This window comes from Haloparvum alkalitolerans (assembly GCF_055381565.1).
The window spans coordinates 1,221,516-1,248,108 of sequence record NZ_AP043938.1 but is presented as its reverse complement, the minus strand read 5'-3'; the positions used below and the strand labels follow the sequence as shown (position 1 = coordinate 1,248,108).

Below are 26,593 nucleotides of genomic sequence, written 5' to 3'. Positions count from 1 at the left end.
TTTCGCTCGGCGTCGCCCGTGTGAACCGCCCCCTACCGCTCGTCCTCGCGGAGCTCCAACTCGGCGACGAGGTCGTACGGCGCCATCCCCTTCCGGATCCCGTCGAGGATCCGGAACGCCTCGTCGGGCGCGAGGAAGTGCCTGGTGATCACGCGGCCGAGCGGCGTCGGCTCGAAGCCGTCGATGAACTCCCACTCGAGCAGCTTGCCGATCGCGTGTTTGGTCGGCACGTCGCCGATCATGCGGTCGTTGAGCCGCTTGGCGCGCTTGCCCGCGACGGTGATGTTCGCGAGCGTCTCCTCGACCGCGGCGGTCTCGTCGTAGGCGGTCGCCACGTCCTCCATCTCGCCTTTCAGCAGCGTGAACGCCACCTCGTCCTCCGTGCGCTCCATGGAGTTGTGGTAGGTGCAGTCCGGCTCCACGAGGAGGTAGACGCGGCCGCGGTCGTGGTAGTCCGGCCGCCCCGCGCGCCCGAGCATCTGCGAGAACTCCTGGACGGAGAGCCACTCGATCCCCATCGCCAGCGAGTCGAAGACGACCTGCGAGGCGGGGAAGTCCACCCCGGCCGCTAGCGCAGCGGTCGTGACCACGGCGGACAGGTCCTGGTTCAGGAACTGCCGCTCGACCTGCTTCCGGCGGCCGTAGTCGAGCCCGGCGTGGTAGGGGGCCGAGGAGTACTCCAGCTTCCGCGATATCTCGTGGCACCGCCGCCGGGAGTTGGTGAAGATGATCGTCTGCCCGCGGTACCCCTTCGAGGACTTCGTGTCGAACTCCCGCTTCGCGAGCTTGTTCGCGATGCGGGCCTTCTCGCGGCCGTCCGCGAAGGTGACGTGGCGCTCGATGGGCACCGGGCGCTCCTCGAACTCGATGAGGGTGGCACGGAGCTTCCGGGCGAGCCACTCGGGGTTGCCCACGGTCGCCGAGAGGTAGACGAACTGCGTCCCGTCGAAGGATGGGACCTGCTCCTGTCGGCGCTCGCTGTAGTACTTCAGCCGGGAGATGAGCCCGTCGAGGCGGTGGCCCCGCTCGCCCTCCTTCAGGGTGTGGACCTCGTCAATGACGACCGTTCCCACGTCGCCCAGGTCCTTGCCGGTCCGGAGCGCGTGGTCGATCCCCTCGTAGGTGCCGACGATCACGTCCGCGTTCGGGTCGAAGCGATTGCCGTCGTCGTCGATGCGCGAGGAGCCGACCCGGATCGACACGTCCACGAGGTCGCCGTAGCGGTCCTCGAAGTCCTCGTGTTTCTGGTTGGCGAGTGCGACGAGCGGGACGAGGAACAGGAGTTTCCCCTCCCCCTTCAGCGCGCGGTCGAGCCCCGCGAGCTCGCCGACGAGGGTCTTCCCGGTCGCGGTCGCGCTCACCACGAGCTGGTCGTCGCCGTCGAGCAGGCCGTTCCTGACCGAGAGGCTCTGGACCGGCAGCAGCTCCTCGAAGCGGTCCTGGGTCAGCCGCGCGAGGTCGTCGTGGAGGTCGAGTTCGTCGGTCCGCACCGGCGAGACGTCCTCGACGGTGGCGGAGACCTCGTCGTACTTGGTCAGGTCCGGGTCGAGGCCGCCGGAGACGAGGGTCGCGATGCGGTCGAGGTCCTGCGTCTCCAGGAGCAGGTCCTCCAGCCGGTCCTCCGCGGCGCCCGTGAAGTTCCCCGTGAAGGAGAGCTCGCGGTCGAGCTCCCGCTTCGCGCAGTCGGGGCAGATGTGCTCGTCGTTGTGCTTGATCGCCGTCTCCTCGGTGATCGGCGAGTAGCGGCCGCTCGCGGCGCACTGCCGGCAGGTCCGCACGACGAGCGCGTCGAGCTGGTAGCCGGAAAGCGCCGCCTGCAGCTCCTCGCGGCCCGCCGGCGAGGTCTGCTGGGAGATCCGGATCCGCTTGGCCGCCCGCGCGAGGTCGACGAACTCCTCCGGGCGGCGCGGCTCCTCGTCGTCCCCGCGGACGGCGATGAACTTCCCCGGTCGGGGGCCGGCGCTCGTCTCCTTCAACTCGAGCCGCCCGCGGAGCAGCCGGGTGCCGTCCTTCACCGCGACGACGGTGTAGTCGCTCCGCGCCTCGTGGAGGAACAGCGTCTCGACGTCGGCCAACTGCTGTGACACTGGCGTGAGGTAGGCGGGTCGGGTATTTCAGCGGTTCGCCTGCGGAGCGGCGGGTATCCGGCGGTCGCTACTCCGGCGACTCTCCGCCCCGCGGCTCGCCCTCGAAGGTGAACTCCGCGGAGTTGTCCCGCGGCTCGTAGCCGAGCGCCTCCTTCGCGCGCTCGATGGAGTAGTACCGGCGGTCGTTCTCGGAGATGCCGTAGACGATCTCGAAGCCGTAGTCGGCCCGCAGACAGCGGTCGAACAGGTGCGCGCAGTCGCGGTGGGAGAGCCACATCGCCTGCCCGCGCTCGTACTCGCGGGGCGGATGGTCCTTCGTCAGGTTGCCGATGCGGACGCAGACGACCGAGAGGCCCGTCTCGTCGTGGTAGTAGCGTCCGAGAAACTCGCCGGTGGCCTTCGAGACACCGTAGAGGTTGCCGGGCCGGGGGAGTTCGGTGCCGTCGAGCCGGAAGTCGTCGTCCTCGCGGTAGAGGTCGGGCTTGCGCTCGGTCTCGTAGTGACCGACCGCGTGGTTCGAGGAGGCGAACGCGAACCGCTCGACGCCGGCCTCGACCGCCGCGGACATGAGGACCTGCGTGCCGTCGATGTTGTTGCGGAGCACGCTGTCCCAGGGCGCGTTCTTCCGGGGATCGCCCGCGAGGTGGATCACGGCGCCGACGCCCGCGACGGCCTCGCGGACCGCCTCCTCGTCGGTGATGTCGGCGACGTACACGTCCCCGTCGTCGACGCCCGCGGGGACCTTTTCGGCCGGCAGCGGCTCGCGATCCAGCAGGCGCCACTCGTAGGCGTCGCCGATGCCGTCGAGGATCGCCTGCCCGACGCGACCGCCCGCGCCCGTCAGCAGGACCGGCTCGTCCATTCGTGCGGCTATGCGCGAAGCGCGCGGAAATATCGTGCGGTTCGACGCCTCGTCCGCGCCGCGTTCGACGTCCTCGCCGCGTCGCGAACCACGCGCGATCGGCGGGGCGAGACCGGCGCTACCCCTCGGAGGGCTCGGGGGTCGCGCGCTCGCGCCAGCCGGTCACGTCGTCGGCCGCCTCCAGCTTCGTCTCGTAGTACGCGAGGGGGTCGGCGGCGACGCGCCAGTGCTCCTCCTCGTTGTGGCAGATGCCGTACGCCGAGAGCGTCTCGCAGGTCGGCGGCGGGTACTGGGTCCCCCTGTCGTCCCGGAGGTACTCGGTCTGATAGCGCACCTCCTCGGCGTCGAGGCTCGTGTCCGCACAGAAGGCGACCACCTCGTCGGCGTCCAGCCCGATACCGGTCAGGAACGCCATCAGCGCGAAGCTCTCCGGCGGCGACAGCTCGACCCCCCGCTCGGCCTTGTCGATCAGGTTGGTCATGCAGGGCGGGAACAGCTCCGGGACGACCACGTCGATGGGGCCGACGTGCGGCCGCTCCGAGAGCAGGCGCTTGAGGTCCGCCACCTGCGACTCCAGCTCCGTCGCGAGCTGTCCCTCCGCCTCCAGCTCGAACGGGAGCCCCTCCAGCACGCGCTCGCGGACCGCCGCGCGGAGCAGCCGGTAGAGTTCCTCGCGCTCGACGCGCACCTCGCCGCCCGCGAGTTCGCGGTTGACGAGGCGCCACGACTCCCCCCAGTCGGGCGAGGAGAGGGAGAGGTACGCGCCGACGCCGACCCGGAACCACTCCGGCTCCCGGTTCCCGGCCATCGGCTCGGCGCGGACGCGGTCCGCGAGGTCGAACTCCGCGAGGACCTGGTCGCGGTCGACCGTCACCGTCGTCGTGGAGCGGAGACCGTCGTCGCCGCGCTCGGCGTCGGCCGCGAACCGCTCGGCGGCGGTGGCGGCCTCCGCGGTCGCGTACTTCTCGACGGCGGCCGAGGAGTCGAGCAGCGAGACGAGGATGCGCGCGACCGGGTACGAGAGCAGTTCCGCGCGCGTGTCGTACTCCTCGGGCGTCTCGCTCTCGACGGTGCCCTCCATCAGCGCCCGCTCCACGCGCTCGCGGCCGCGCTCGACCGCCGGCGCGCCCGCCGCGACGAGTTCCGGCAGCGCGACCTCCGCCGCCGCGACGGCCTCGCGGGCCGCCTCGAAGAAGGGATAGCGCGCGTGGAGGGGGTCGGTGTCCATCTCGCCCGCTCCTTGCGAGCGCCTGTGAATAAGGAATGCGGTTGGACGCGCGAGTCGCGACCGAGGGCGACCGGCCCCGCAACCGCCGGGAACCGATCGGCCCGGTCAGCGCTCGGCGAGGATCGTCTCGCCGGCGCGGACGGAGTCGCCGACCGCGACCCTGAGGTCCTCGCGGTCCACCGCGGGCGGGAACAGCACGTCGGCGCGCGAGCCGAACGAGACGTGCCCGACGCGGTCGCCGCGGCGGACCTCGTCGCCGGCCGCGACCGAGGGGTGGATCCGGCGGGCGAACCAGCCGGCGATCAGGAACAGCTCGTAGTCCCCGCAGTCGACTACGACCTGTTCGTTGCGGTCGGAGTCCTTCGAGAACGCGGGCTTGTACGCGCCGGGGCGGTGGCGCACCTCGCGCACCTCGCCGGCCATCGGCGCCCGGTTGACGTGCACGTCGGTGACGTTCATGAACACGCCGACGCGGAGTCGGTCGCCCTCCTCGCGGACCACCGAGACGGTGCCGTCAGCGGGGCTGACGACGCCCGCGTCCGGGACCGCACGCGCGGGGTCGCGGTGGAACCAGAGCACGCCGAGCCCCAGCAGGAGCAGCGCCAGACCGGCGGGCGGAACGAGGGCGAGGAGCGCCGCGCCGGACAGGAATGGTGGGCGCGCGAGCCGCCACGCGTCGTCGACGACCGGGAACGGCAGGAGGCGGGCGAGCGGCGGGCCGGTGGCGGCGTCGTCGGGATCCGTGGGATCGGACATCGTCTACGCCTCCACGGGGTCGCGGAAGTCGGCGGCGAGCGTCTCGCGGCCGGCCGCCCACGAGGCGAGCAGGTGGGTGAGGTGGAGGCGGTCGTCGAGCCCCTCCGAGAGGTCCATGTCCGCCTCGCCGGCGAGCTTGTGGAGCCGGGCGAGCTGGGCGCCGTCGTACGCGGAGCCGGCCCGCGCGACCCGGAGGAGCTCCCGCAGGAGCCCCGGCCCGTCGTAGCCGCCCTCGTCGAGCAGGTCGTCGAGCGTCGACCGGGCGTCCTTCAGGTCGCCGGACTGAGCGGCCGCGAGCGCCTCGCGGATCGTCTCGTCGTCGCCCACGTCGCCGAGCGTCTCGTAGGCCGCCGACATCGTCACCTCGTCGGCCGCGACCGCGGTCGCCTGCGCCGAGAGGATCGCACGCCGGAGGTCCCCGCCGGCGGCGCTGGCGACGAACTCCAACCCGTCGTCGTCGTAGGCCACGTCCTCACGGTCGCAGATCGTCGCCAGCACGTCCATCGTCTCGTCGGTGGTCGGCGCACGCACCTGCACCGGGAAGCAGCGCGACCGGATCGGCGGGATGAGCTTGGAGGGCTGTCGGGTGGTGATCACGAACTGGGTGGTGCGGTGGTGCTTCTCCATCACGCGCCGGAGCGCCTGCTGGAAGTCCTCGCGGATCGCCTCCGCGTTGTCCAGCACGAGCGTCTTGTACTCGCCGGACATCGGCGCGTAGGCGGCCGACTCCTTCAGCACGCGGTTGATCATGTCGCGTTTGGCCATCCGGGAGCGGCCGGCGAGGAAGCTCTCGAAGCGGGGGTCCTGTCGAAGCTCCTTCTTCGTTCGCGAGAAGAAGTCCGCGACGTTGATCTCGATCAGGTCGTTGTCCGGGTCGGCGTGCGTCTCCCGGGCCAGCGCCCGCGTGGCCGCGGTCTTGCCGACGCCGGGCGGCCCCTGCACGACGAGGTTCATCGGCTCGTCAACCGCGCGCTCCAGCCGCTCGCGGGCCTCGTCCTGCCGGATCTCCCCGAGGTCGGGCGCGTGCGCCTCGGTCCACAGCGGTCCGTCCATTACCGGCTCGTCGGGGACGCGCGCTCAAGAATCGGTCGGTCGGGAGCGTCACGGGGACAAAAATGATTGACTCGAATTGGAGTGAACATACAATCATTAAGTATGTCCGGCCGAATCACCCTGACGGACATCCATGAACGATCACGAACGTGACGACGACGCGAATCGCCTCACCCGCCGCCACTACGTGGCGGGTGCGGGCGCCGCTGTCGCGGTCGGACTGGCCGGTTGCTCCGAGGACCCCGAGGGAGACGTCGGGATGACCGAGACCGAGGGCGGCTCCGGCGACACCGAGGACGGCTCCGGCGACGGCGGTGACGGCGGTGACGGTGGGTCGGAACTCGAGATCGTCCACTGGTGGACCGCGGGCGGCGAGCAGGACGCCTATCAGGCCCTGCTCGACGGCTTCCGCGAGGAGCACCCGGACGTCGAGATCGTCGACAACCCCGCGCCGGGCGGGGCGGGGTCGGCTATCGACGCGGTGATCCAGAACCGCGTGCTCGACGGCGACCCGCCGAGCACGTTCCAGATCTGGCCCGGCCAGGCGCTGACGCCGTACACCGAGGAGGATCTCCTCGAGGACATCGGCGACTCCGTCTGGACCGACGAGATGGAGGAGGCGTACCTGGGCGACATCGTCGACCTCGCGCGCCCCGCGGGGAACCTCGTCGCGGTGCCGATCAACATCCACCGGCTCAACAACCTCTTCTACAACGTCGAGGTCGTCGAGTCGGCGGGCGTGGACCCGACGGACATCAACGACCCGCAGCAGCTCGCGGACGCGCTCCAGACGGTCGCCGACGAGACGGACGCGACGCCGCTGGCCCACCAGACGCAGAGTCCGTGGTCCTCGCTCCAGCTGTGGGAGTCGATCTTCATCGGGATGCAGGGCGTCGACGCCTACCGGACGTTCATCGACGGCGACGTGAGTTCGCTTGAGACGGAGGTCCGCAACGGCCTCGAACTGCTCAACACCTACTCCGAGTACTTCCCCGAGGACGCCGGCTCGATCTCCTGGGACCAGGGCAACAGCGCGCTGATCGAGGGCGACGCCGCCTTCATCCACCAGGGCGACTGGGCGGCCGGCCAGTACCGCGCGGCCGACGGCTTCGAGTTCGGCGAGGACTGGGACATGGTGCCGTTCCCGGGTTCGACGAGCGTCTACCAGTCGGTCATCGACTCGTTCGTCTTCCCGACCAACAACCCGTCGCCGGAGGCGACCGAGAAGTTCCTCTCGTACGCCGGCAGCGTCGACGCGCAGGCGCGTTTCAACCCCGTGAAGGGGTCGATCCCGCCGCGTACCGACGTGCCGACCGACGACTTCGGGCCGTTCCTCTCCCGGCAGATCGAGGACTTCAACAACTCGAACACACAGCCGCCGTCGATCGCGCACGGGACCTCCGTCGCGCCGAGCGTCCACTCCTCGCTTGAGGAGGCGTTCGCCAACTTCAACGGCAACGGCGACGTCGACCAGGCCTACGAGGCCATCGCGAACTCCTTCTGAGCCTCGATGCTCGGAGGACTTTTCGGGCGAAGCGACCGCGACCCGGACGACGCCGAGAGCGACGAGGAGCGGCGGTCTCGGTCCGGCGGGGAGCGACAGTTGCGGGCCGACGGCGGAGCGACCGCGTCCGCCGCGACCGGGACTGACGCGTCGATCCTGACGCGTCTTCGGCGCAGCGAGTTCGTGGAGTCGCTCCCCTTCTGGGGGCCGCCCGCGGTGCTCGTGGGGATCTTCGTCTACGGCGCGGTGGCGTGGAACCTCGTCATCTCGCTGATCGGCTGGGACGGGCTCGGTCAGCCCGAGTACACCGACTTCTCGCTCGCCGCCTACGAGCAGCTGCTCGTCGACCCCTCCTTCACGAGCGCGTTCTGGAACACGCTGATCCTGCTGTTGCTGTTCACGGTGCTGTCGCTGGCCGTGGGGCTGTTGCTCGCGATCCTGATCGACCGCGGGATCCGGTTCGAGAACACGTTCCGGACGATATACCTGCTCCCGATGAGCCTCTCGTTCGTCGTCACGGCCATCTTCTGGTCGTGGATGTACAACCCGCGGATCGGGTTGATCAACACGGCGCTTCGGGGGGTCGGCCTCGACGTACTCACGACGGCGTGGCTCTCGAACCCCGACGTGAAGCTGTTCGCCATCATCTTCGCGCTGATGTGGCAGTTCTCCGGCTACTGCATGGTAGTGTACCTCGCGGGACTCCGCGCCATCCCGCGCGATCAGTACGAGGCGGCGCGCATCGACGGCGCCTCGACGCTCCGCGTCTACCTGCGGGTCATCATCCCGCAGTTGGGCGCGTCGACGATGTCGGCCGCGGTCGTGCTGATGGTGTTCGCGCTGAAGGCGTTCGACTTCCTGTTCGTGCTGTTCGGGGTCAACCCCGGCCAGTCCGCGGACATCCTCTCGGTGATGATGTACCGGGTCGCCTTCGACAGGCTGCAGTGGTCGTACGGCGCCGCCGTCGCCACGGTGCTTTTCGCGATGGCGCTGTCGGTGATCGGGCCGTACCTCTACGCGCAGTACCGGCGGGGTGAGCTGTGAGCCGCGTCGCCGACCTGCGTGCGGCGGTCGCGGCGGTCGACCGCTCGCGGGCCGCGCTGTACGCGGTGCTTTTCGCGATGGTCGCGTTCTACCTCGCGCCGCTGGAGTCCGGGCTCGCCACCTCGATCAAGACGGAGGCGGGCTTCCGGGCGACGACGCCGTTCGCGCCCCCGCCGCTCGGCGAGTTCACGCTGGCCGCGTGGCAGGTGGCGTTCGACCGGCTCTCGCAGGGGCTGATCAACAGCCTGCTGATGGCGATCCCCGCGACCGTGCTGTCGGCGCTGCTCGGGTCGCTGTCGGCGTACGGGCTGACGAACCTCGACTGGCGCGGCCAGACCGGCGTGCTGGTGCTGTTCGTCGCGGGCGTGTTCCTGCCGTACCAGTCCGTGCTGGTGCCGCTCCGGCAGTTCTGGTCGGCGGTCGACCTCCCGTCGCTGATCCCGCTCGGGTTCGTGGGGAGCTACGAGGGGCTCATCACGCTGAGTCTGACCCACGCCGCCTATGGGATCCCGATCTGTACGGTGCTGTTCCGGTCGTACTACGCGACGCTCGACGAGGAGATGATCGAGGCCGCGCGCCTCGACGGCGCCTCCGCGGCGACGATCTATCGGCGGATCGTCCTCCCGCTGTCGGTGCCCATCTTCGCGGTGACGCTGATCTACCAGTTCACGCAGGTGTGGAACGACCTGCTGTTCGCCATCGTGCTGGTCACCGACCCCTCGAACCAGGTGGTCACCGTCGCGCTCAACCAGCTGCAGGGATCGTTCGTCAACCAGTACAACCTCCAGATGGCAGGGGCGTTCGTCGCGGCGTTGCCCACGCTCGTCGTGTACGTCCTGTTCGGCGAACAGTTCGCGAAAGGCGTGGCAGGTGAAAGCTAATGGCACGACTCGAACTCGACTCGGTGACGAAACGGTTCGGCGACGGCCCCGACGCGGTGGTCGCCGTCGACGACGTGAACGTCGACATCGCGGACGGGGAGTTCCTCGTCCTCGTCGGTCCCTCCGGCTGTGGCAAGTCCACCACCCTGCGCATGGTCGCGGGGCTGGAGACGGTCACGGACGGGGAGGTCCGCCTCGACGGGACGCGCATCAACGAGCGCGGCCCCGCGGAGCGGGACATCGCGATGGTGTTCCAGAGCTACGCGCTCTACCCGCACATGACCGTCCGCGGCAACATGCGCTTCGGGCTCGAGGAGTCGACGGACCTCGACTCCGAGACCATCGACGAGCGCGTCGAGGAGACGGCGGCGATGCTCGACATCACCGACCTCCTCGACCGCAAGCCCGGCGCGCTCTCGGGCGGGCAGCGCCAGCGCGTCGCGCTCGGGCGCGCCATCGTCCGCGAGCCCGCAGCGTTCCTGATGGACGAGCCGCTGTCGAACCTCGACGCGAAGCTCCGGTCGCAGATGCGGACGGAGCTCCAACAGCTCCAGAACGACCTGGACACGACCACCGTCTACGTCACGCACGACCAGACGGAGGCGATGACGATGGGCGACCGCATCGCCATCCTCGACGCCGGCGAGCTCCAGCAGGTGGCGACGCCGTTGGAGGCGTACCACCGCCCCGCCAACCGCTTCGTCGCGGGCTTCATCGGCGAGCCGTCGATGAACTTCGTGGAGACGACCGTCGAGGACGGCACGCTGGCCGCGGGCGAGGGGCTCACCTACCCGCTCGCGGGCGACGCGGCCGACGCGGTCGCGGGCGCGTCCGCGGTCACGCTCGGCGTTCGCCCCGAGGACGTGCGCGTGAGCGCCGACGGCGACCCCGACGACGTGGCGAGCGAGCACGTCTTCGACGCGACCGTCGACGTGGTCGAGCCGATGGGCAACGAGAACGTCGTCCACCTGACGCTCCCGGACGGCCCCGACCTCACCGCGACGGTCGACGGCCTCCGACAGATCGCGGACGGAACCGACGCCCGCGTCGGCATCCCGGCGAACGCCATCCACCTGTTCGACCGCGACTCCGGCGAGGCGCTCCACAACCGCTCGCTGGACGAGGCCGAGATGGACGCGCCGAACGTCTAAGGCGGCGGAGAGAGTCGCGGCGTTCGAGTTGGGGGTACGTCCGGAGCGGTTCCGGATGTAGTCCTCGGCGTTTGCGTTTCGGTCATGGATCCTGCCGGTTGGAGCGTCAACATCCAGAGATCTCCAACCGGCCCTCTATACGGCGCTTGCTGATCCGGTTCTGCTGATCCTGCTGATCCGGACGGTACCACCCAGAAAGCCCCAACCGGCTCGACCGCGCCGGGTTCCGGCAGACGGTCCGGGCTGCCTGCAGTGGCGGGCTGCCGGGCTGCGACTGCCGTCGTCCCGCTCGCCGAGCTCGCGGGAGCCTCACCGCGCGCTCGCGCTTCTCCGCCGCGCGGGACAACCCGCGTCCCGCTGGCCTCCAGCGTGCAGTAGCGCGCTGGCGACCTCGCGCGGTCGCGGCGACACGCTTCGCGGTCGCCGCGGCGCGCGCCGACTGCACAGCACCGCAACCGCCTGCCGGATGAACGTTTTTCGCGGATACCGCACAACTCCCGCCGTGAGTACAGCCTGCTCGCGCTAGTCGCGGTGCATCGTCCTGCCGGCTGTCCAACGTTTGGCGCGCGCGACCCGACGCGCGCGAGGTCGCCAGCGCGCTACCGCACGCAGGCTGCTCGGAAATCTTCGATTTCCGGTGGAACCCGGCCGCGGCCGGAGCACCGCGGAGGCCGCGGGCGGCTGAGGCTGGGGAGGCGCGAGGCCACCCTTGACTCGACAGCCGGCGCCGAGGCTCACCGATCGACCGGCTCCAGCGGCCGAGCAGACGAACCACGCCCTGGCGGACTGAAAGGGCGAGGCCGGTCGCGGGCGTTCAGACGACCCCTATCGGCGCGGGCTGTGCTGAGAGCGCCGATATGTCGCTGAGCGCCCGCGACCGGTCGAGGGCTTTCTAGGTATTCACGGCGAGCACAGCAGGACGCTCAATCACACAAAAACCAGCGTACAGCAGGCCGTCAGTGAATCGCAGAACGGTCACAAAAGTTCGCGCGGCCGCTTACGACTGCTCTTCTTCCAGCTGTTTCCGGCCGGGCGCGATCAGGCGGTCGAGGTACTCCGCGAGCGCGCCCTTCGCGTCCGCGGGGTGGAGTTCGCCGGACTCCAAGTCCGCCTCCAGCGTGTCGTAGGCGTCGTACTCCAGGTCGCCGCCGTACTCGTCGGGGCGCTCGACGACGACCGCGTCGAAGCGCGGGAAGACGTGGTACTCGAAGATCTGGAGCACGGGGTTCTCGCGGTCGACGCCGTCGTCCGTCGGCTCGGGGTCCGCGGTCGGCGGACAGTACGCCTTGTTCACCTTCGTCTCGATGTCCTCGCGGGAGTCCTCCATCGAGATGGTGACGCCCGCGGAGGAGGACATCTTCCCCTCGCCCGACGCGAGGTCGGCGATCAGGGGGGTATGGAGGCTCGTGGGCGGCGCGCGGTCGATGCTCGGGAGCACGTCGCGCGCGAGCATGTGGACCTTGCGCTGCTCCATCCCGCCGACCGCGAGGTCGACGCCGAGGTACGGGATGTCCAGCGCCTGCATCAGGGGGTAGACGGCCTGCGAGACCTTCACCGAGTCGCCGGACTTGATCTCCGCCATCGCGCGCTCGGCGCGGGCGAGGGTCGTCTCCAGCTCCAGCGCGTGCAGGTCGAGCGTGTAGTCGTCGTCGAGCTGGAAGTCCGAGCCGAGCACGAACTGCGTGCGCTCCTCGTCGAGCCCGTAAGCGATGAACTGGTCGCGCATGCGCTCGGCGGTCCGCCGGATCTCCGCGAACGACCCCTTGTCGTTGAGGTAGGCGTGGACGTCCGCCAGCAGCACCGTGACCTCGAAGCCGGCCTCCTGGAGGTCGATCAGCTTGTTCGCGGTCAGCATGTGCCCGATGTGGAGGACGCCCGAGGGCTCGTAGCCGACGTACGCCCGCTTCCCGTCGGGGTCGTCGGCCAGCGCCTCGATCTCCTCTTCGGTGACCACCTCGGCCGCGTTCCGGGTGATCAACTCGTAGGCTTCCATACACCTCACTGTGGGCAGGGGTGGGATATGACTTCTGGAACGGTGGGAACCGTTCGCGCGGCCCGGGTGGGGAGCGGGCCGACGAACGATGGGGGCGCCCGAAGGTGGGGGTCGCGGCACCCCGGAGGTAGGGTCGCGCGACCGCCGGATGCCGACCGCGGGGTCGACTCGGCGGCGCGCGCCCGCGGGGAGCAGGACGGCCGGGGGTGCGACCGGCCGCCGCTCCCTCAACTATTACTCCGCGTTCAGGAGCCATAAATTTTCTTGCCGCGAGAGGGGAACCCGGGCGGCGGCCGTCCTCCGCGACCGGCTCGCGGCCGCCGGCCGGTCAGTCGCGGTCGGCGCGGTGCTCGGAGATGATGCGGTCGATCGTCTCCTCGGTCCGCTCCCGGTGCCACGACTCCGCGCGGTCGCGCCAGTCGGCGACCGCCTCGCGCACGTCCCGCTCGCTGGCGACCGCGAGCTCGTCGATCTCGCGGATCTCCACGTCATCGGCCGGCGCGACCGGAACGCCCGCCTCGAACAGCGTCTCCTCGGCGACCTCGGGGACGGTCCCCGCCCGGAGCACCAGCCGCGGCTCGGTCTCCGCGAGGCGCTCGGCGGTGCGGCGGCCGGCCCCGGAGGCGTCCCGGAGATAGACCACGTCGCCGGTCGCGAGCCCGTAGTCCGCCTCCGCGGCCTCGATCGCGTCCAGCGTGAACTGGGCGACCGGCTTGACGGAGACGAGGTTCCGCCCCTCCGCCACGTCGGTGAAGTCCGAGTGGTCGATCTTCCACAGTTCCTTCAGGCGGTCGAGCTTGTCCGCGAGGTCGTCGGCGCGCTCGACGGCCGCCTCGCGCTCGCGCTCCAGCCGCTCGTTCTCGCGCTGGATGCGGGAGACGGTGCGACGCTCCCGGGCCTCGATCCGCTCCTCGCGTTTGGCCTCGGAGAGCAGCTCTTCCAGCTCCGCGATCCGCTCGTCCTTCTCGTCCACTTCGTCCTCGAGGTCCGCCGCGTGGTCCTCCAGTCGGTCGACGCGCCGCCGGAGCCGCCTGATCTCCTCCTCCTCGGGAGTGCGGTCCGGCGCCGTCGGATCGCCCCCCTCGGGCGTTTCGCCGCCCTCCTCGCCGTCGTCCCCGTCTCCGCCGTCGTCGGTCAGGTCCGTCAGCGCCGCCTCGACCGAGGAGCCGCCGGCGACGACGCGGGCGATCACCTCCTCGCGGTCGACGCGGGCGGGCGTCTTTCGCGTGATCCGGTCGAACTGGTCGGCGTGGTCGTCGACCGCGTACAGCGCGGCCGCGAGCGCGTCCCGCTCGTGGTCGTTCTCGTAGGTCACCTCTCGCGTGCGGTGGAGCTTCTCGTCCACGGGGATGTCCGAGTCGGGCGTCCATCCCGCGGCGTCGAACGAGCGCCTGAACTTCTCGACCGTCTCGGGCATGCGCTCGACGTCGGCCGCGACGATGACCGGGCGCCCGCGCTCGATGATCCACTCGGTCACGTCCGCCGTGTCCGCCGTCCGCGAGGAGTAGAGGTCGTGGACCGTCCCGTCGAGGCCGACGACCGCGGCCGCGGTCGTGGTTCCGGGATCGATCCCCACGACGACCCGGTCGCGCCGCCGGACGATGGGCTCGTAGGTGATGCCGTCGCGGCGCTCGCGCTCGACCTCCACGCGCACGTCGCCCGCCCGGGAGTTCGAGACGGGGATCCCCTCCGGCCGCGCCTGCACGGTGAAGACCGCGTTTGCGTAGCCGCCGTATTTCTCGGTCACCTCGCGCTCGTACTCGAGGTTCGCGTCCTTCAGTTCGGACTCGACCTGCCGAGTCCGCTTCTTGACGTTGCCGTGGATCCGGCGCGTGTAGCGGTCCTGGCTCCACCCGCCCTTGCCGGTCGAGCGGCCGCGCGAGACCTTCACGGTGGTCTCGTCGGTGAACGCGGAGACGACGTGGCCGACGTTGGCGGCGGCCAGTCTGGCGGCCGCCTCCGCCTCCTTCATCGGCTCCTTGCCGTACGGGATGCCGTGTCTGGACGCGACCCGCGAGAGCGGTTCGGGCCGCTCCGCGCCGGTCACCTGCACCAGCCGCGTCCCGTCGGGCAGCGAGCGGAGCAGGCCGACGAGGTCGTTCGTGTCGGCGGCGAGCTCGTAGGCGTTGTCGGTGGCGACGCGGGAGGGCTGGCGCTCCTCGATGAGGCGCCTGAGCTTGCGGAGCGAGACCACGTCGCGCTCGACGCGGGCCATCGGGCCGTCCGCGTCCGGCGCGTCCGGGTCGTCGTCGGCCGGCGAGAGCACGACGAGCGCGTAGGAGGGCGCGTCTCCGCGCACGTCGCCGCTCTGGACGTCGACGCCGAACACCGGCGCGTCGAGCGCGCGGATCGTCCGGGCTGTCACGGCAGGAAGTAGGCCGCTCGCGTGTAAATACTCCACGCCGCACGCGGTCGATCCGGCGGTCCAACGCGTACACATTTATGTGATGCCGCGCAACGTCGGGGCGACCCGTGACAGCAGCCGCCGACCGCCCGCACGCGCTGAAGGCGCTCAACACCGTCGCCACGGAGCTGAAGGACTGTGAGACGCCCGAGGAGGTGTGCGAGCGGACGGTCGACGCCGCCGAGCGAATCCTCGATTTCGACCTCTGCGTGATCAACCTCGAGGAGGACGGCCGGCTCCCCATCGCCGCCGTTTCCTCGGGCGTCCCGCCGGACGGCGCGACGCCGATGTCGGTCGAGGAGGGGATCGTCGGCCGCGCCTATCGGTCCGGCGAGGCCTATGTCGTCGACGACATCGACGAGGAGCCCGACGCGAACCCGCAGGGCCCCTACGGCTCGGCGCTGACGATACCCATCGGCGACTACGGCGTGTTCCAGGCGGTGTCGGAGGAGACGCACGGCTTCGACGAGAGCGACCTCGAGCTCGGCGAGCTGCTGGTCGCCCACTGCTCGTCCGCGCTGGACCGCCTCGAACGCGAGGCGGAGATCCGCGAGCACGTGCACAAACTGGAGCGGCAGAACGACCGCCTCGAGGAGTTCGCGGACGTCGTCTCCCACGACCTCAGAAATCCCCTCTCGGTGTTGGAGGGGTACCTCGAGCTCGCTCGCGAGACGGGCGACCCGGAGCACTTCGACCGCTGCGAGGAGGCCGTCGAGCGTATGCACCGACTCATCGACGGCCTGCTGACGCTGGCGCGACAGGGGGAGAGCCTCGGCGAGACCGAGGAGCTCTCGCTGGCGTCCGTCGTCGAGCCGTGCTGGCGCACCGCCGACACCGACGCTGCCGACCTCGTCCTCGAAGGGGACGCGACGCTGTCGGGCGACCCCGAGCGCCTGCGCCAGCTGTTCGAGAACCTGTTTCGGAACGCTGTCGAACACGGCACCGGCGAGGAAGGTGCTCCGAACGACCTCACGATCCGGGTGGGCGTACTGCCCGACGGGGCCGGGTTCTACGTGGAGGACGACGGTGTCGGGATACCGCCGGCGGAGCGGTCGGACGTGCTCGAACCGGGGTACACGACGAACGAGGGGGGAACCGGGTTCGGGCTGGGGATCGTCAAGGGCGTCGCGGACGCCCACGGCTGGACGCTCCGGATCGACGAGAGCGAAGGGGGCGGCGCCCGGTTCGAGTTCCACGGTATCGAGAGCCTGCGAAGCGACGGAGCCGCGGACGAAAACGGGACCGGACGCGAGGAGAAGTCGGGAGGCGGGGTCGAGACGAACGGCGGCGCTGCCTGACTCCCCGGAGACCCGGCGTGGCAGGCGCGTCGACCGCTACGACTCGTCAGCGTCCGGGAAGGGAACCTCCAGTTTCCGTCCGTCGTCCGGAACGAAGCAGTCGCCGCCGAACACCGACCGAGCCTCCTCGACGATGGGGCTCGCGTCGCCGGCGTACCGCGAGGAGATGTGGGTGAGCGCCAGTCGGCGGGCGCTGGCGCGGGCCGCGATCTCCCCGGCCTCGCGACCGGTGGAGTGGGCGGTCGACCGCGCACGCTCGGCCATCTCCTCGGCGAAGGTGGCATCGTGGACCAGCAGGTCCGCGTCCGTCGCCGCCTCGACGGTCCGGTCGATCGGGCGCGTGTCGGCGGTGTAGACCAGCTTGCGGCCGGGACGGGGGTCGCCGACCACCTGCTCGGGGCGGACGACGGTGCCGTCCTCGAGTTCGACGGTCTCGCCGGCGTGGAGGCGGCCGAACTTCGGGCCGGCCGGGACGCCGAGCTCCTCCGCCTTCGGGCGGTCGAACCGCCCCGGTCGCTCGTCCTCGACGAGCGCGTACCCCTGCGACCGCGTGCGGTGTTCGGTCTCGAACGCGCGGACCTCGTACTCGTCGGTCCGGAGCGCGACCGACCCCGGCGTCGCCTCGTTGATCCGAACCGGGAAGCTCGGCTGGTGACCGCCGGCGTGGACCAGGTCCTCGAGGTCTCGCTTGCAGTTGGGCGGGCAGTGGATCGCGAGCGGGTCGGTCCACTCGGTGAAGTCGAGCGTCTGGATCAGCCCCGGGATCCCGAGGACGTGGTCGCCGTGGAGGTGCGAGACGAAGATGTGGTCGACGGTGAACCCCGTCCCGAACCGCATCATCTGGCGCTGCGTCCCCTCGCCGCAGTCGAACAGCAGGCGGTCCCCCTCCCGATTGACGAGCAGGGCGCTCGGCGCCCGCTCGGTCGTCGGGACGGCGCCGCCGGTTCCGAGGAACGTCACGCGCAGAGACATGGTGCAGTCTGGGAGGGCCGGTTTGAAACCCGCTTCGATGCGGCCGCCGTCCGACGCGACGGCGGCGTCGGGGCGGCGCGCCCTCGAACGGCGACGAAACGCTTTCGGGAGTCGCCGGCGTCCGCACGAGCATGACCGGTCCCCTCCGCCGCGCCGCCGGTAACCTCCGTCGCCGCTGGCGGCGGATCCTCGCGCTGTTGGTCGTCGGAGCGGGCGTCGTCGCCCCCATCGTCACGGGCCTCTGGTGGTCGCTACCGCTGGTCTGGTTCCTCGGCATCGTCGTCGTGCTCCCCGTCCTCCACACGCTCGCGAAGCCCCTCCCCGACGCCGACGGCGGGAGCGCGGGCTCCGACGACGAGGCCGACCCCGCACTCGACGCGCTCCGCGAGCGGTACGCCCGCGGGGAGATCGACGAGGAGGAGTTCGAACGCCGGCTGGACCGGCTCCTCGCGACCGAGGACGCGGAGACGCGCGACCGCGAGGGCGTGGCGGCCCGAGTCCGGGAGAACGCGCGACGCGAGGTCGAGCGGCTCCGACGATGAGCCTCCGCACCCTGCTCGCGTTCCCCGTTCGTGGCTCCCCTCGCCTCGACGCGCTGCTCGTCGGGAGCGGCCTGCACCTGCTTGCAGTGTGGGTCCCCCTGGTTCCGTTCGTCGCCGTGGCCGGCTACCTCGCTCGCATGCTCGCGGTCGCCAGCGACGGCGACCGGGTGGCGGAGGCGGAGCGACCCGGGTGGCGACCGCTCGGCCCCCTGCTGGCCGACGGCGTCCGGCTGACGGCGACCGCGGTGGCCTATCTCGCGGTGCCGACCGTCCTCGCGGTGGTCACCCTCGGCGGCCCACTCGGACGGCTCGACCCCTCGGGAACCGGCGAGGGCGGACTCCTGCTGGTCGGCTCGACGGTGACGCTGTTCACCGCCCTCGCGCTGGCGTACCCGCTCCCGGCCGCGCTGGTCGCGGTGGCCCGAACGCGACGGCTCCGGGCCGCGCTCGACCGGCGCCTGCTCGGGGTCGCCACCCGGGACGGCGGCTACCTGTTCGCGGTGCTGGTCGGCGGGGCGGGCCTCGGGCTCGCGGCCGCGGCCTACGACGCGCTGAACGCCGTCGCCGCCGGCTTCGTCGTCGCGTTCTACGTCGAGGTCGTCGCCGCGGCCGGGGTCGGTGCCGCCGCCGGCGCGGCGTGGCGTCGGGCCGGCGTCTCGCCGGCGCGGGCCGACGGAGCCGCCGGGACGCGCGCGGTCGACGCCGCCGACGCGGGCGCCTCGGCCGACCCGGACGGCACGGACGGCTGACCGCCGCGCTTTAGCCGCGCTCCGTCGAACGCCGACGCATGACACACGACGACCCGGCGGCGCTGCGCGCACGAGCGCTCGCGACGCTCCGGATCCAGTACCCGGACACGCTCGCCGTGAGCGGGATGGCGTCCGCCGGCTACCGACTCCTCCACCCGGTCTCCGGCGAACCGTACGAGTCCGACCGGCACCTCGTCGCCACCTGCCGAGGGATCGCGAACTTCGCGACGGGCGCGCTGCTGGACGGACCGGCGTGGTGCGGCGACGCCGCCGCGCACGGCGTGCGGTTTCTGCGGGAGGGGCATCGCGCGGATCCGGGCGACCTCGACGCGGGATACCGCCTGATCGTCTCCCCAGACGGCGAACCGGTCGACCGCACGCGCTCGGCGTACGCGCACGCGTTCGTCCTCCTCGCGCTCTCCCGGGCGGCCGACGCCGAAGTGGAGGGTCCCGACGGCGAGCCGGTCGCAGCCGAGGACGTGGCCGCGGCGGCCGACCTGCTCGCGGACCGGTTCGCCGAACCGAACGGCCTGCTCGCGAGCGACCGCGACGCGGAGTGGGGAGAGGTCGAGCCCTACCGGGGACAGAACGCCAACATGCACGCCTGCGAGGCGTACCTCGCGGCCCACCGCGCGACCGGCGACGCGCGGTACCTGAACCGGGCGCGGACGGTCGCCGCGCGCCTGACGGTGGAGCTGGCGGCCGAGACGGACGGGCTGCTGTGGGAGCACTACGACGCCGACTGGACGCACGCGTTCGGCTACAACGCGGACGCGCCGCGACACCAGTTCCGGCCGCCGGGGTATCAGCCCGGTCACCACGCCGAGTGGGCGAAGCTGCTCGCGCTGCTCGACCGCCGCGGCGCCGCCGTTCCGGACTTCGACGACGCGGTTCGGGGGGCCACGACCGCCACGGACTGGTTCGAGCGCGCGGCGGAGCTGTTCGACGCCGCGGTCGACCTCGGCTGGACGGGGGACGGCTTCGCGTACACGGTCGGTCGGGACGGCGAGGTGCTGGTCCCGGACCGCTACGGCTGGGCGGTCGCGGAGGCGCTCGGCGCCGCGGCGGCGCTCGCGGAACGCGCCCGGAGCCGCGGTCGCGACGCCGAGGCCGACCGGTTCCGTGACTGGCACCGCCGGCTGCTCTCGACCGCGGACCGCTTCCGCGGCCCCGCCGGGCTCTGGTACGAGAAGCGCGTTCCGGCCGAGTCGGCGGAGCGCGACGACGAGCCGGTCCCGCCCGAGCCGCCGGGGGTCGAGCCGGACTACCACCCGGTCGGCGCGTACGCGGAGAGCTATCGATCCTTCCGGGGGTGACACTGCGACTGCGGGGTAGTCGTGGAGGCCGTTGCGGTGCTGATACGGTGCGGTACTGATACGGTCGGCGCGCGCGAGCAACGCGCGCGAGGGAGGTCGCGGGCCGGCCGCCTGCTGTGCGGTTCGCGGCCGGCCCGCGGCCGAGGCTGGGGAGGCGTGAGGCTGCGGTACGGTCGCGGTGCGGTCGCGGTGCGGGGTGGGACTGAAAGGGGCAGCCGGCTCGATCCGGCCCCGGCGCCGTAAGCACCGCAGCGAGCTGTGCGGGGAGCGAGGAGCGCAGCGCGTGTCGCGGCCGGTCGAGCCGGCTGGGGCTTTCTGGGTGGTTCCGTCCCGATCAGCAGGGTCTGTAGCAGTCCCAAAAACCACGTAGAGAGAGCCGGCTGGGGCTTTCTGGACGATACCGTCCCGATCAGCCGGGTCGGCGACCGAGACAAAAATCCCCCCGGACCACCGGAACCGTCGTCAGGTTCCCGTTCGTCCGTCGATCCTCGATGCGTCCGGCCGCGCGTAGATCAGGCCATGCCGAACGCGCGCATCGCGGAGCCGACGAGCCCCTTCGCGACGAGCGCCACGCCCGCGAGCAGGATCATCAGGCCGGCGCCGATGACGGGGTCGCGCCACGTGACCAGCGCGATCGCGAACAGGACGAGCAGGAGGCCGGCGATGCCCTCGAGACCGAGCTTGTTTCGCATGGGCGGATGTGGCCGGGCCGGGCGGTAAAAGGTGGACGCTTCCGACCGCGGGACACGCGCCGGGGCGGAGACGCGGTCCGGTGACCCTCCACGGTCGGGCCGCCGTCCGCAGTCCGGCGGCCGTCCGCGGTCGGCGCTTTTAACGTATAGGACGTGTAACCGCCCCTGCGTATGAGCGACGACGACGGCAAGCGCGGGCCCGACCTCCGGATGCCCGACGACGACGAGGTGTTCGCCGAGGTCACCGAGATGCTGGGGGCCAACCGCGTGCAGGTCCGGTGTGCGGACGGCACCGAGCGCACCGCGCGCATCCCCGGCCGCATGCAGAAGCGCGTCTGGATCCGCGAGGGCGACGTGGTCCTCGTCGAGCCGTGGGACTGGCAGGACGAGAAGGCGGACGTGGCCTACCGCTACGAGGAGAGCGCGGCCGACCAGCTCCGCGAGGAAGGCCACATCAGGTAGCGCGGTCGCGTCGGCTCACTCCTCGCGTTCGTCCGCCTCTCCGTCCGCCTGCTGGCTCGGCAGCCGGGTCGGATCCGCGGGCTCCGCGCCGTGTCTGGCGTCGTCGCGCTCGAGCGCGTACAGCACCGGCCCGAGCGACGCCAGCACCAGCACGCCGGGCAGCGGCACGCTCGGAACGAACAGGAACAGCGCCAGCGCGCCGGCGTTCGAGGCGAGAACGAAGCCGCCCCACAGCCGGGGGCGTGCGACGCCCGCGCTCGTGGCGTCCCGATACACGAGGGCGGTCAGCGCGGCGACGGCGAGCGCACCGACGACGGCGGGGACGGTCGCGACCATGCCCGAGGTTGCGCCGAGGCGGCGAAAAGGGTTCCGCGACGGGCCGAGGGCGCAAGCCGCGGCGGCGCGGCCGCCGGCCCGGTCCAGTCCGGTCCGGAGACGGCACCGCCGGTCCCGTGACCTCCGGGCTTATACGTCCCCGTCGCCAACGTCTCACGAATGAGTGGCGAGTTCGGCCTGCTCGACCCCGCGGACGACCCCGCAGAGGAGTGGGAGCGGATCGACGTCTCCGACACCGAGGCGGACCGCATCGCCCGCGAGCGCGACCGCGAGTTCGAGCAGTTCCGCGACCGGATCACCGACGCCGACCAGTTCAAGGTCGAGGGCGCGGTGTTCGACGACGCGACGCTGGCGGCGCTGTACAAGCTCGTACAGGACGGGTACATCGCCGCCTTCGGCGGCCCCGTCTCCACGGGCAAGGAGGCGCACGTCTTCGAGGCGCTGGGCGGCCGACGCGCGGACCCCGACACCGCCGACGACGCCGCCGCGACCGACGACCGCGGCGAGGGACGGGGCGGCGACCGCGAAGTGGCGGTGAAGATCTACCGGATCAACGCCTCCGACTTCCGGCAGATGCGCGAGTACCTGGAGGGCGACCCTCGCTTCGAGGGGATCGGCTCCGACAAGAAGGCGACCGTCCTCGCGTGGACGCGCAAGGAGTTCGCCAACCTCGAACGCGCCCGGAAGGCGGGCGTCCGCGTCCCCGAACCGCTGGCCGTCCAGCGGAACGTCCTCGTGATGGAGCTCGTGGGTCACGCGGACGACCGCGCACGGCGGCTCTCCGAGGTGAGCGTCGAGAACCCCGAGACCGCTTACGAGGTCGTCCGCGAGTACATGCAGCGGCTCTACCGCGCGGGCCTGATCCACGGCGACCTCTCCGAGTACAACATGATCATCCACGACGGCGAACTGGTGATCATCGACCTCGGGCAGGCGGCGACGGTTCATCACCCGAACGCCGGCGAGTACCTCGACCGCGACTGCGAGAACGTGGCCGCCTTCTTCCGCCGACAGGGGCTGGACGTGACGGCCGCCGACCTCCGGGAGTACGTCACCGCGGTCGAGCCGGCGCCGGCGGCCGACGCGGCGGACCTCCCGGGCGACGTGAACGGCGGAGACGAGTAGCGGTCGGCGGCCGCCGCCTCGCGTCGAGCGGCGCCCCTCGAAGCATCGATCCCGCTACACCGAGAACTCGAAGAGGTCGTCGCCGACGTGGTGGATCGACTCGACCACCTTCCCGCTGTCGCCGGCCATCTCGTCGCCGTCGACGAGCGCGCGGCCGATCGCCAGCACCTTGCCGTGCGTCTCCTCCGCGACGGCGACGAGGTCGCCCGCCTCGATCCCCTCGTCGGCGGTCGTGATTCCCGGCCGCATCACGTCGGCGCCGTCGGAGACGAACGAGATCGCGCCCGCGTCGACCGTGACGACGCCGGACTCGAGCTCGTGCTCGTTGGCGCCGCGGACGGTGAGGAACGGCTCGTCGTCGACGTAGAAGACCAGCGGCTCGCCGTCGACCAACACGAGGTCGAACGCGGAGTCGGCAAGCTCCACGAGTTCGAAGGAGTCACCCGAGAGCTCGACGCCGAGCCCGTCGCGGAGCGCCGCGGCGATCTCGTCGATCTCGTCGCTTCGGAGGTGGTGGCGGGACTTCACCTGCATACCTCCTCTCTCGGCCGGCCGGCGGATAAATCGCCTCATTCGGGGGACGGGGGAACCGGGTCGGACGGGGTGCAGCGAGGAACGCGCGAGGCCGGGCGGAGCCGACGCACGACCTGCGTCGGACGTGCGTCAGCCGCCGCACCAAACGCTAAGTGCCGGGCTCCCCTGCTCCCGTCTATGTGGCGCTCCGGGCGGTCCCGGGACCGGACGACGGTGGTGTGTATCGCCTGTGGAACGGTCGTGCTCCGCGAGGAAGCCCGCGAGTACGATAAGGAGGGCGACCGCTGGGACCGAACGGACAAACAGTTCGAGCATCTCTGTACGGACTGTCACGACGAGTTGTGCCTCCAACCGCGGGACGGGCTGGAGTCGCTGCTCGTCGCCGTCGAGGCGGACGGTCTCTCCCGGGCGGAGTTCTGTCGGCGGTACGCGGAGGCGGTGCGCGACCGCGCCGACGCCGCGGAGTCGGAGTCCGACCGGTAGACCGAACGCGATCGGCCGCTCCCCCGCGTCGTCCCGGGAGCCTGGGCCAGAACCTGCCCCCCGACACGCCTTTCTACCCGACGCGCCTTGACCCGGTATGAGCGACGACGAGGAGCCGAAACAGGGCTCCGCGGAGGACCAGGGTCCGGTGACCGTGACGCCGGAGCTGGCCGAGCAGCTGGCGGAGAAGCGCGAGGAACTGTTCGAGGAGTTCGGGATCCGGGACGAGTTCCCGGCCGAAGTGCTTCGCGAGGCCGAAACGCGCACCGAGGGCGTCCAACAGGAGATCCAAGACGAGGTCGACGAGCGGCGCGACCTCCGCGATCTGACCACGTGGACGACCGACCCGGTCGACGCACAGGACTTCGACGACGCCATCTCCATCGAGCGCGAGGAGGACGCCTACCGGCTGTGGGTCCACATCGCGGACGTGACCCACTACGTCAACCCGGACACGTCGATGTGGGAGGAGGCGGTCCAGCGCGCCAACACCGTCTACCTGCCGGCCTACACCATCCACATGCTCCCGCCGGTGCTCGCGGAGACGGTCTGCTCGCTGGTCCCCAACGAGGACCGGCTCGCACACACCGTGGAGATGGAGATCGACGACGAGACGCTCTCGTTCGAGAACATCGAGATCTACAAGTCCGTCATCAACTCCGACGAGCGGCTCACCTACACCGAGTGTGAAAACCGGCTCGAAGACCCCTCGCTCCCGCTCGGCGAGGAGAACCAACTGGCCTTCGAGCTCGCCGACCGCATGCACGAGCAGCGCAAGGCGGACGGCTCGCTCGTCCTCAACCCGCGCCGCGACCGCGCCCACACCATCATCGAGGAGTCGATGCTGAAGGCGAACAAGGCGGTGACGCACACCCTGATGTGGGACCGCGGCGTCGAGGCGATGTACCGCGTTCACCCCCAGCCCACGCCCGACCAGTGGAACGACGCGCTCAAGGAGATACAGGAGCTGAACGGCGTCTCCATCCCCGGCGAGGCGTGGGGCGACGACCCCCGCAAGGCGGTCAACGCCGCCTTGGAGGAGTCCCCCGAGCGCCAGCTCAACAAGATCCAGCGCGCCGTGCTCAAGGTGATGCCGCGAGCGAAGTACATGAACGACCCCTTCGGCGGCCACCACGCGCTCAACTTCGACATCTACGGTCACTTCACCTCGCCCATCCGCCGGCTCTCGGACCTGATCAACCACTGGATCGTCCACGAGAACGACGTGCCCGAGAACCTCGTGGAGCTGTGCGACCGCGCCTCGGACAAGCAGAAGGACGGCGAGACGGCCGAACGGCTCTACAAGCAGTTCATGGAGGAGCTCGGCGTCGACGCCTACGCGGTCAACAACCGCGGCCTCGAAATCGTCGAGGACCCGGAGGACGCGGATTACGCGGTCTGACGGGGCCACTCGTCGACCGAGCCAGCTGTCGCCCCGCGAAGCGCCGCGAAGGGCAAATCTATGGTGATCGCGACAAAGGTATTTACTGAATGAAACGACTCCAGGAACGCCGGTCACGCGCCAGTAGCGGACCGGCGGCCGGAGTCGGACTCGTCGGCGTCGCGTTCCTGCTCGTCCACGGCTATCACGTCCTGATCCACGGGGGCGCGCTGCTCCCGACGCTCACGGCGGCCCTGTTTCCGGTCACCGTCTCGGTCGCCATCGTCGGCGGCGCGGTCTGGTTCGGCCGGCAGGGGTACGCCCGCCCGTACGGGCGGCGCGTGCTCGGCTGGACGGTCGTGGGGAGCGTCGCGACGGCGGTGTTGACCGCGTTCGTGTTCCTGCACCAACTCCGGGAAGGGGAGGTGCTCGACGAGGCGTTCTTTCTGACGGTCGACCTGGCCACGCTGGGCGCGGCCGCCGGGCTGGTGGTCGGCGTCCACGACGTCCGCGGGCGGCGGCGCGCGGACCTGATCGCCGCGCTCCAGCGCGCGACGGACGAACTGCTCAAGGGGGGAACCCACGAGGAGGTGTGCGATCGCGCCGTCGACATCGCCGCGGACGTGCTCGGCCTGTTCATCACGGGGATCTGGCTCGTCGACGAGCGCGGCGAGCGGCTGGAGCCGGTCGCCGTGACCGCGATCGGCGGCGAGCTGCTGGGCGACCCCCCGACCTACACCCACGGGAACAGCCTCTCGTGGGAGGTCTACGAGAGCGGGACTGACCGCTGGTACGACGACCTCCGAGAGGTTCCCGACCGTCACAACGAGACCACCCAGATCCGCAGCGAGCTGATCCTCCCGATCGGCGACCACGGCGTGATGAACGTCGGGAGCCCGTCCACGAACGCGTTCGACGAGCTCGACCTCACGGTCGCGCGGCTGCTCGCGCAGACCACGGCGGTGGCGCTCGACCGCACCGACAGGGAGGAGCGGCTCCAGCGCCGAACCGACGAGCTGGAGCGGCAAAACGACCGCCTCGAACGCTTCGCCTCCGTGGTCTCGCACGACCTCAGAAATCCCCTTTCGGTGGCGAGCGGGAACGTCGAGCTCGCGGGCGCGGCGCTAGAGGAGGGCGACCCGGCGGCCGCCAGCGAGCGGCTCGACGCCGTCGCCTCCGCCCACAACCGCATGGACCGGCTGATCGCGGACCTCCTCGAGCTCTCCAGACAGGGCGAGACGGTCGGATCGCCCGAGACGGTCGCCGTCGAGGCGGTCGCGAAACGCGCGTGGGAACACGTCGACGTGGGCGACGCCAGCCTCCGGGTCGCGGCGGCGCCGACGGTCAGGGCGGACCCCGACCGGCTCCAGCAACTGTTCGAGAACCTCTTCCGGAACAGCATCGATCACGCCGGCCGCGACGTCACGGTCACCGTCGACGCGCTCCCGGACGGCTTTGCCGTCGCCGACGACGGCCCGGGGATCGCCATCGAGGACCGCGAGTCGGTCTTCGAGTTCGGCCACACCACCGACGCGGAGGGGACCGGGCTCGGGCTCGCCATCGTGCGCGAGATCGCCCACGCTCACGGCTGGGAGGTCGCGCTGACCGCGGCCGAGGACGGCGGCGCACGCTTCGAGTTCCGCGGCGTCGAGCACGCCTGAGGGGCGCCCCCGGCGACACCCCCCAGAACCCGAGGCCGACCGCACGGGACCGGGATATATACGCGTCCGCCCCCATCCG

24 protein-coding genes are annotated in these 26,593 nt (G+C 71.1%); 13 read left to right on the top strand and 11 right to left on the bottom strand.

The genetic code is table 11. The features are described from left to right. Positions 1 to 32: 32 nt before the first annotated feature. The 5 genes from ACZ432_RS08560 to ACZ432_RS08540 all read right to left on the bottom strand — a co-directional run bounded on the left by ACZ432_RS08560 (position 33) and on the right by ACZ432_RS08540 (position 5,986). Positions 33 to 2,087, bottom strand: a complete 2,055-nt coding sequence (locus tag ACZ432_RS08560) for a DEAD/DEAH box helicase (protein WP_426962701.1) — start codon at positions 2,085 to 2,087, stop codon at positions 33 to 35. 67 nt (positions 2,088 to 2,154) lie between these two features. Continuing rightward, a complete protein-coding gene (gene azf / locus ACZ432_RS08555) occupies positions 2,155 to 2,949 on the bottom strand; it encodes an NAD-dependent glucose-6-phosphate dehydrogenase Azf (RefSeq protein WP_426962702.1) in 795 nt (264 codons plus the stop codon). A gap of 118 nt (positions 2,950 to 3,067) precedes the next feature. Beyond that, the gene (locus ACZ432_RS08550; RefSeq protein WP_426962703.1) at positions 3,068 to 4,177 is read right to left on the bottom strand and encodes a DNA primase; all 1,110 of its coding nucleotides are present in this window, start codon (positions 4,175 to 4,177) and stop codon (positions 3,068 to 3,070) included. Between the two features lie 105 nt (positions 4,178 to 4,282). Then, entirely contained in the window at positions 4,283 to 4,933 is a 651-nt protein-coding gene (locus ACZ432_RS08545) for a protein sorting system archaetidylserine decarboxylase (RefSeq protein ID WP_426962704.1), read from the bottom strand. 3 nt (positions 4,934 to 4,936) lie between these two features. After that, on the bottom strand, positions 4,937 to 5,986 hold the full coding sequence (locus ACZ432_RS08540) for an AAA family ATPase (RefSeq protein ID WP_426962705.1): 1,050 nt from the start codon (positions 5,984 to 5,986) through the stop codon (positions 4,937 to 4,939). A gap of 133 nt (positions 5,987 to 6,119) precedes the next feature. Here ACZ432_RS08540 and ACZ432_RS08535 point away from each other — a divergent pair, with 133 nt between their 5' ends. The 4 genes from ACZ432_RS08535 to ACZ432_RS08520 are packed head-to-tail and all read left to right on the top strand — an operon-like array spanning position 6,120 to position 10,566. Next, positions 6,120 to 7,490, top strand: a complete 1,371-nt coding sequence (locus ACZ432_RS08535; RefSeq protein ID WP_426962706.1) for an ABC transporter substrate-binding protein — start codon at positions 6,120 to 6,122, stop codon at positions 7,488 to 7,490. 6 nt (positions 7,491 to 7,496) lie between these two features. Then, positions 7,497 to 8,534 (top strand): carbohydrate ABC transporter permease, encoded by a 1,038-nt coding sequence (locus ACZ432_RS08530; protein WP_426962707.1) that lies wholly within the window; start codon positions 7,497 to 7,499, stop codon positions 8,532 to 8,534. After that, the gene (locus ACZ432_RS08525) at positions 8,531 to 9,415 is read left to right on the top strand and encodes a carbohydrate ABC transporter permease (protein WP_426962708.1); all 885 of its coding nucleotides are present in this window, start codon (positions 8,531 to 8,533) and stop codon (positions 9,413 to 9,415) included. The genes ACZ432_RS08530 and ACZ432_RS08525 overlap by 4 nt, the downstream gene beginning before the upstream one ends. Next, entirely contained in the window at positions 9,415 to 10,566 is a 1,152-nt protein-coding gene (locus ACZ432_RS08520; RefSeq protein WP_426962709.1) for an ABC transporter ATP-binding protein, read from the top strand. The genes ACZ432_RS08525 and ACZ432_RS08520 overlap by 1 nt, the downstream gene beginning before the upstream one ends. A gap of 997 nt (positions 10,567 to 11,563) precedes the next feature. On the opposite strand, the gene ACZ432_RS08515 is transcribed toward ACZ432_RS08520, so the two are convergent. Both ACZ432_RS08515 and ACZ432_RS08510 read right to left on the bottom strand, forming a co-directional pair. Then, positions 11,564 to 12,559, bottom strand: a complete 996-nt coding sequence (locus ACZ432_RS08515; protein ID WP_426962710.1) for a tyrosine--tRNA ligase — start codon at positions 12,557 to 12,559, stop codon at positions 11,564 to 11,566. A 328-nt stretch (positions 12,560 to 12,887) separates the two neighbouring features. Then, on the bottom strand, positions 12,888 to 14,924 hold the full coding sequence (locus ACZ432_RS08510) for a DUF460 domain-containing protein (RefSeq protein ID WP_426962711.1): 2,037 nt from the start codon (positions 14,922 to 14,924) through the stop codon (positions 12,888 to 12,890). 107 nt (positions 14,925 to 15,031) lie between these two features. Between ACZ432_RS08510 and ACZ432_RS08505 the strand changes: the two genes are divergently transcribed. After that, positions 15,032 to 16,261: a sensor histidine kinase gene (locus ACZ432_RS08505; protein WP_426962712.1), complete on the top strand. Its 1,230-nt coding sequence runs from the start codon at positions 15,032 to 15,034 to the stop codon at positions 16,259 to 16,261. A gap of 36 nt (positions 16,262 to 16,297) precedes the next feature. Here ACZ432_RS08505 and rnz read toward each other — a convergent pair whose 3' ends face one another. Further along, positions 16,298 to 17,233 carry a ribonuclease Z gene (gene rnz / locus ACZ432_RS08500; protein ID WP_426962713.1) on the bottom strand — a complete coding sequence of 312 codons (936 nt, stop codon included), beginning with the start codon at positions 17,231 to 17,233 and terminating at the stop codon, positions 16,298 to 16,300. Positions 17,234 to 17,364: 131 nt separating this feature from the next. Here rnz and ACZ432_RS08495 point away from each other — a divergent pair, with 131 nt between their 5' ends. The 3 genes from ACZ432_RS08495 to ACZ432_RS08485 are packed head-to-tail and all read left to right on the top strand — an operon-like array spanning position 17,365 to position 19,840. Then, the gene (locus ACZ432_RS08495; protein WP_426962714.1) at positions 17,365 to 17,775 is read left to right on the top strand and encodes an SHOCT domain-containing protein; all 411 of its coding nucleotides are present in this window, start codon (positions 17,365 to 17,367) and stop codon (positions 17,773 to 17,775) included. Continuing rightward, positions 17,772 to 18,524, top strand: a complete 753-nt coding sequence (locus ACZ432_RS08490) for a DUF4013 domain-containing protein (protein ID WP_426962715.1) — start codon at positions 17,772 to 17,774, stop codon at positions 18,522 to 18,524. The genes ACZ432_RS08495 and ACZ432_RS08490 overlap by 4 nt, the downstream gene beginning before the upstream one ends. A gap of 38 nt (positions 18,525 to 18,562) precedes the next feature. Next, positions 18,563 to 19,840 (top strand): AGE family epimerase/isomerase, encoded by a 1,278-nt coding sequence (locus ACZ432_RS08485; protein ID WP_426962716.1) that lies wholly within the window; start codon positions 18,563 to 18,565, stop codon positions 19,838 to 19,840. Between the two features lie 512 nt (positions 19,841 to 20,352). On the opposite strand, the gene ACZ432_RS08480 is transcribed toward ACZ432_RS08485, so the two are convergent. After that, on the bottom strand, positions 20,353 to 20,532 hold the full coding sequence (locus tag ACZ432_RS08480; RefSeq protein ID WP_058367386.1) for a DUF7470 family protein: 180 nt from the start codon (positions 20,530 to 20,532) through the stop codon (positions 20,353 to 20,355). A 171-nt stretch (positions 20,533 to 20,703) separates the two neighbouring features. Between ACZ432_RS08480 and eif1A the strand changes: the two genes are divergently transcribed. Then, complete coding sequence (gene eif1A, locus ACZ432_RS08475) at positions 20,704 to 20,994, top strand: translation initiation factor eIF-1A (RefSeq protein WP_058367387.1); 291 nt, start codon at positions 20,704 to 20,706, stop codon at positions 20,992 to 20,994. A 15-nt stretch (positions 20,995 to 21,009) separates the two neighbouring features. Here the strand turns inward: eif1A and ACZ432_RS08470 are convergent, their stop codons facing one another. Beyond that, positions 21,010 to 21,330, bottom strand: coding sequence for a hypothetical protein (locus ACZ432_RS08470; RefSeq protein WP_426962717.1), 321 nt, complete (start codon positions 21,328 to 21,330; stop codon positions 21,010 to 21,012). A gap of 159 nt (positions 21,331 to 21,489) precedes the next feature. Here ACZ432_RS08470 and rio1 point away from each other — a divergent pair, with 159 nt between their 5' ends. Then, the gene (gene rio1, locus ACZ432_RS08465) at positions 21,490 to 22,455 is read left to right on the top strand and encodes a serine/threonine-protein kinase Rio1 (protein WP_426962718.1); all 966 of its coding nucleotides are present in this window, start codon (positions 21,490 to 21,492) and stop codon (positions 22,453 to 22,455) included. A gap of 54 nt (positions 22,456 to 22,509) precedes the next feature. Here the strand turns inward: rio1 and ACZ432_RS08460 are convergent, their stop codons facing one another. Continuing rightward, the gene (locus tag ACZ432_RS08460) at positions 22,510 to 22,989 is read right to left on the bottom strand and encodes an RNA-binding protein (RefSeq protein WP_426962719.1); all 480 of its coding nucleotides are present in this window, start codon (positions 22,987 to 22,989) and stop codon (positions 22,510 to 22,512) included. 177 nt (positions 22,990 to 23,166) lie between these two features. Between ACZ432_RS08460 and ACZ432_RS08455 the strand changes: the two genes are divergently transcribed. From ACZ432_RS08455 to ACZ432_RS08445, 3 genes are all read left to right on the top strand, one after another. Beyond that, on the top strand, positions 23,167 to 23,472 hold the full coding sequence (locus ACZ432_RS08455; protein ID WP_426962720.1) for a DUF7562 family protein: 306 nt from the start codon (positions 23,167 to 23,169) through the stop codon (positions 23,470 to 23,472). 97 nt (positions 23,473 to 23,569) lie between these two features. Further along, positions 23,570 to 24,874 carry a ribonuclease catalytic domain-containing protein gene (locus ACZ432_RS08450; protein ID WP_426962721.1) on the top strand — a complete coding sequence of 435 codons (1,305 nt, stop codon included), beginning with the start codon at positions 23,570 to 23,572 and terminating at the stop codon, positions 24,872 to 24,874. Positions 24,875 to 24,963: 89 nt separating this feature from the next. Further along, entirely contained in the window at positions 24,964 to 26,514 is a 1,551-nt protein-coding gene (locus ACZ432_RS08445) for a sensor histidine kinase (protein WP_426962722.1), read from the top strand. The last annotated feature ends 79 nt before the right edge of the window (positions 26,515 to 26,593 follow it).